Consider the following 5,294-nt stretch of genomic DNA (forward strand, 5'->3'; position numbering starts at 1 on the left):
CGGGCTCGGCCTGGGCCTGGCCTTCATCGCTCTCCGGCTACGCCGTGGCTAGAAGCCGCCGGGCCTACGGCACGACGAGCAGCACCTTGCCGATGTGCCCGCTGTCCTCCACCACCTGGTGCGCGGTCCCCGCCTCGCTCATCGGCAGCTCCCGGTCGACGACCGGCCGGATCTGACCGGCCTCGATCAGCGGCCACACGTGCTCGCGTACGGCTGCGACGATGGCCGCCTTCTCGCCGAGCGGGCGGGCCCGCAGCGAGGTCGCGCTGATCGCGGCCCGCTTGCCGAGGAGCGCGGCGATGTTCAGCTCGGCCTTGATGCCGCCCTGCAACCCGATGATCGCGAGCCGCCCGTTGACGGCGAGGGCCTGGACGTTGCGGTCCAGGTACTTGGCGCCCATGTTGTCGAGGATGACGTCGGCACCCGCACCGCCCGTGGCCTGCTGGATCTCGGCGACGAAGTCCTGCTCGCGGTAGTTGACGAGGATGTCGGCGCCCAGCTCGGCGCAGTAGTCGAGCTTGTCCTTGGTGCCCGCGGTGACGGCGACCTTGGCGCCTACGGCCTTCGCGAGCTGGATCGCCATGGTGCCGATGCCGCTGGAGCCGCCGTGCACGAGGAGCGTCTCGGCGGGGCGGAGGTGGGCGACCATGAAGACGTTCGACCAGACCGTGCAGACCACCTCGGGCAGCGCGGCGGCCTGCTTCAGGTCGAGACCGGCGGGCACGGGCAGCAGCTGCCCGGCCGGAACGGCGACCTTCTCGGCGTAACCGCCGCCCGCGAGCAGCGCGCACACCTCGTCGCCGACCGACCAGCCCGACACCCCGGGGCCGAGCTCGGTGATCCGGCCGGAGCATTCGAGGCCGGGATAGGAGGACGCGCCGGGCGGCGGGGCGTAGAAGCCCTGGCGTTGCATGATGTCGGCCCGGTTGACGGCGCTGGCCACCACCTCGACCAGTACCTCGCCCTCGCCGGCGACCGGATCGGGGACCTCGCCCCACACCAGCGCCTCGGGCCCACCAGGTTCGGAAATCGTGATCGCATGCATGAGGCCGACGCTACTCCTCGTCATACGGCCGACCGCCGAAGGTGTGTCACCGAGGCGGCGGCCGAAGGCGTGTCACTCCGGCAGCGGCCGGGTGTCCGGCGCGACCTGCGAACCGGGCGACACCCGCACGATCGTGATGAGCCGGTCCGTCAGCTGAAGGGTTCCGATGGCCGGATCGTCGTAGCCGAGCACCCGGTGCCCGCGGACGACGCTCACCACCAGGTCGTCCGTGTCGCGCGGCGACTTGCCGACCTCGGCCTTTATGACCGGGCGTTCGGTCATGTCGAGTCCGCTGCCCTGCTGGATGAGGTCCTCCATGACCATGCCGGCGGCGGGGCTGAGCACGGACAGGCCGAGCAGGCGGCCTGCCGCGCTGGCGCTGGTGATGACGGCGTCCGCGCCGGACTGCTTGAGCAGCGGCGCGTTCTCCTCCTCGCGGACGGCGGCCACGATCTTCGCGCCCCGGTTGAGCTGCCGGGCCGTGAGGGTCACCAGCACGGCCGTGTCGTCGCGCTGGGTCGCGATGATGATCTGCCGCGCCTTGTGGACCTCGGCGCGCTTGAGGACCTCGCTGCGGGTGGCGTCCCCGACGACTCCGACGTATCCCTGGCTGCTCGCCGCCTCGATCGCCTTCCCGCTGGGGTCGACCACGACGACCTGTTCCTTCTTCAGCCCGGTCGCGCACACGGTCTGGATCGCGGACCGCCCCTTCGTCCCGAAGCCGATGACGACGGTGTGATCCCGCAACGTGGACCTCCAGCGGTTGAGACGCCATTCCTCCCGCGTACGTTCGGTGAGGACTTCGAGGGTGGTGCCGACGAGGACGATCAGGAAGAACACGCGCAGCGGCGTGACGACGAGGATGTTGGTGAGCCGGGCGCCGTCGCTGACCGGGGTGATGTCGCCGTAGCCGGTGGTCGAGAGGGTGACCGTGGCGTAGTAGAAGGCGTCGAGGAAGTCGACCGAGCCGTCCGAGTTGTCGTTGTAGCCCTCGTGGTCGGCATAGACGATCAACGCGGTCGCGACCAGCAGGAACAGCGCGATGGACAGGCGTTTCGCGACCTGCTGGAAGGGGTGCTCGACCACTTTCTTCGGGAGTTCCACCCGATGGGTCACGAGATGTTCGTCCGCCTGGCGGGCGATCGCATCATGGCCCGACTGTTTCACGTGAAACACACCCCGATCCCGGCGGCCGCCCAGGGCAGATCGATGAGTTCCGCCTGCTGCCCCTGCCGCGCACCACCCGGCGGTACGACCGCGAGCGCGTCGGCCGCCGCGATCCCGCGCAGCATGGCCGGGCCGTTGTAGTGCAGCGGCACGGCAGAGTCGCCGCGCAGGACGGCGGGGATGAGCCGGGTGTCGTACGGGTGCCCGCGCACCGCGTCCTGGAGGGGCAGCTCGTACGGCTCCGGGGCGGGGTGTGCCGACAGGGTGCGCAGCAGCGGTTCGGCGAGGGTGAGCAGGCCGGAGATCGCGGCAAGGGGGTTGCCGGGCAGGCCGACGAGGTGCTGGTCGTCCTTGATGCGGGCCAGCAGCATGGGGTGGCCGGGGCGGACCTTGACGCCGTCCACCAGGAACTCGGCGCCCATGCCGCGCAGGGTGGGGTGGACGTGGTCGACCGGGCCGGAGGCGGTGCCGCCGGTGGTGACGATGAGGTCGGCGCCGCTGCCCGTGATGGCTTTGTGCAGCACCTTCGCGTCGTCGCGGAGCCGACGGACCGCGATGACCTCGGCGCCGAGCGCGCGCAGCCAGGACGGCAGCATCGGCCCGAGCGCGTCCCGGATGAGCCCGTCCCGGGGCAGCCCCTCGGTGAGCAACTCGTCGCCCAGGATGAGGACTTCGACCCGGGGACGGGGTACGACGGTGAGCGTGTCGTACCCGGCGGCCGCGGCGAGGCCGAGCACCGCCGGGGTCACGAGTGTGCCGCCGGGCAGCAGCTGGTCGCCGCTGCGGCACTCCTGGCCGCGCGGTCGGATGTCCTGGCCGTGCCCGACGTCCCGGGCCGCGTGGAGCCGGCCCTTGTCGTCGGTGCGGCCGTGTTCGCTGCGGATGACGGCGGTGGCGTCCGCGGGGACGCGGGCCCCGGTCGCGATCCGTACGGCCTCGCCGTCGCTGAGCGGCTCGGACTGCGCGTGGCCTGCGAGCACCCCGTCCTCGCGTACGGCCCAGGGGCCGGGGCCCGCGACCGCCCAGCCGTCCATCGCCGAGGTGTCGAACGAGGGCAGGTCGCTCAGGGCGACGAGCGGTGCGGCCAGGACGAGACCGAGGGCGGAGTCGAGGGTCACGGAGACGGGGGCGCGGCGGGAACCGGTGCGTGCGGCACGGCCGGCGATCGCGCGGGCCTCGGGCCAGGGGGTGGCCTGGTGCTGGTCGGTGTCGGGCTTGCGGGAGGTGCCCTGCGGTGCGTGCGAGGAGGTGGCCGAGGATGAGGGCACGGCGGGGCCGCCGGAGCCGGTGCTGCCTTCGTTCACCAGGGCGAGGACCTCCTCGACGTCGAGGTCCTCGGCGTCCTGGGCGTGCTCGCCGGCGTGAACACCGCGCGCGCTCATCCGGCGACGTCCGGACCCGGGGCGGCCTGTGGGGCATCGGCCTTGGCGTCGGACGGGGCTTCCGGGGTGTCCTCGTCGGCCCAGCGCAGCGCGAGGGCGGCGGCCTTGCGGGCGGCCTCGGCCACGGCTTCGGGGCCGCCCTTGCCCTGCGCCGCCGCGTAGCCGACCAGGAAGGTGGTCAGCGGTGCGGCGGGCCTGGCCACCCCGTGGGCGGCGTCGCGGGCGAGGTCGAGCAGGATGCCGGTGTCGACGTCCAGGTCGATGCCCAGTTCGTCCTTGACTGCGGAAATCCATTCATCCAACACGTGCCCATGCTCCCTGATGCGTGCCCTGGCGGTGGCGAGGTCGTCCCAGGTGTCGCAGTCGAAGGACGCGACGGGGTCGGGGACGCGGGTGAGTTCGAGCGCGGCGGTGAGCCGGCGCAGGGGCAGCCCGGTGAGGCCGCCGCCCGCGGTGGAGCCGCTGATGGATGCGGCGTCGGTGAGTGCGGTCAGCTCCCGGCGGAGCGCCGACGCGCGGTACGCGGCCACGAGCGGCTGGTCACGCCCGTCGGCGTCGGTGAGCAGCACCCCTTCGGCGCCGCCGCTCCGCAGAGAGGTCAACAGCCGCCGTACGGTGGCCGCTTCGAGGAACGGCAGGTCGGCCGAGAGGACCACGACGGCCTCGGCGGTGGTGTGCCGCAGCCCGGCATCGAGCGCGGCGACCGGACCCGCACCGGGCGGATCCTCACGCGCCCAGCGCACCGGCCGCGCGGTGGGCCTCGGGTCGGCCACGACGACCGTGGTCCCGGCATCGGCGCAGGCGGCGAGCACCCGGTCGAGCAGCGCTCTGCCGCCCACCCGGAGGCCGGGCTTGTCGGCACCACCGAGCCGCCGGGCGGCACCACCGGCGAGCACGACGGCGTCGTAGGCGACGGCGGGTGCGGCGTCGGGGGGCTCGTGCGCGGTCACCTTCCGAGTATGCGTCCCGCCCTGATCACAGGGAACTCGCCCGCGCCGCCGTGATCACAGGTTGCGCAGCAGTACCGCGGGCTGTTCCACGCAGTCCGCCACATACCGCAGGAAACCGCCCGCCGTGCCGCCGTCGCACACCCGGTGGTCGAAGGTGAGCGAGAGCTGGACGACCTGCCGCACCGCCAACTCGCCCTCGTGCACCCACGGTTTGGGGACGATACGGCCGACGCCGAGCATGGCTGCCTCGGGGTGGTTGATGATCGGTGTGGAACCGTCGACGCCGAACACCCCGTAGTTGTTGAGCGTGAAGGTGCCGCCGGTGAGGTCCCCGGGCGTCAGCGTCCCGGTCCGGGCCGCCTCGGTCAGCCGGGCGAAGTCCCCGCTCAGCGTCTCCGCGTCCCGCGCCTGCGCGTCCCGTACGACGGGTACGACCAGCCCGCGTTCGGTCTGCGCGGCGAAGCCGAGGTGGACCCGGTCGAACCGGACGATCTCCCTCGTGTCCATGTCCACGCTGGAGTTGAGCTCGGGGAACCGGGCCAGCGCGGCCGTGCAGATCCTGGCGAGGAGGGCGAGCACGGAGATCTTGGGGCCGCCGGCGGCGTTCATGGCCGCGCGGGTGCGCATCAGCTCCGTCGCGTCGGCGTCCACCCAGCAGGTCGCGTCGGGGATCTCCCGGCGGCTGCGGGAGAGCTTGTCGGCCACGGCGCCCCGGATGCCGCGGAGGGGGGTGCGGGTGACTCCGTCGGT

General features: G+C 72.8%; 5 protein-coding genes. All 5 read right to left on the minus strand.

What is annotated here, in order from left to right:
* Window positions 1-64: 64 nt before the first annotated feature.
* Entirely contained in the window at window positions 65-1,045 is a 981-nt protein-coding gene (locus AC31A1_RS46035) for an NAD(P)H-quinone oxidoreductase (protein WP_489659038.1), read from the minus strand.
* Between the two features lie 72 nt (window positions 1,046-1,117).
* Window positions 1,118-2,212 (minus strand): potassium channel family protein, encoded by a 1,095-nt coding sequence (locus AC31A1_RS46040; RefSeq protein WP_399195970.1) that lies wholly within the window; start codon window positions 2,210-2,212, stop codon window positions 1,118-1,120.
* Window positions 2,209-3,594: a molybdopterin molybdotransferase MoeA gene (locus AC31A1_RS46045; RefSeq protein ID WP_489659039.1), complete on the minus strand. Its 1,386-nt coding sequence runs from the start codon at window positions 3,592-3,594 to the stop codon at window positions 2,209-2,211. The genes AC31A1_RS46040 and AC31A1_RS46045 overlap by 4 nt, the downstream gene beginning before the upstream one ends.
* Window positions 3,591-4,544, minus strand: a complete 954-nt coding sequence (locus AC31A1_RS46050; protein ID WP_489659040.1) for an NTP transferase domain-containing protein — start codon at window positions 4,542-4,544, stop codon at window positions 3,591-3,593. The genes AC31A1_RS46045 and AC31A1_RS46050 overlap by 4 nt, the downstream gene beginning before the upstream one ends.
* Before the next feature lie 54 nt (window positions 4,545-4,598).
* Window positions 4,599-5,294 (minus strand): dihydrolipoamide acetyltransferase family protein (locus tag AC31A1_RS46055; RefSeq protein ID WP_489659041.1); only part of this gene is annotated, 696 nt, incomplete at its 5' end.

The organism is Streptomyces sp. P5F9, from assembly GCF_057961495.1.

Excerpts from the sequence above, each read along its gene's own strand:
- AC31A1_RS46035 (WP_489659038.1), bottom strand. The coding sequence starts at position 1,045 with ATGCATGCGATCACGATTTCCGAACCTGGTGGGCCCGAGGCGCTGGTG.
- AC31A1_RS46045 (WP_489659039.1), bottom strand. The coding sequence starts at position 3,594 with ATGAGCGCGCGCGGTGTTCACGCCGGCGAGCACGCCCAGGACGCCGAG.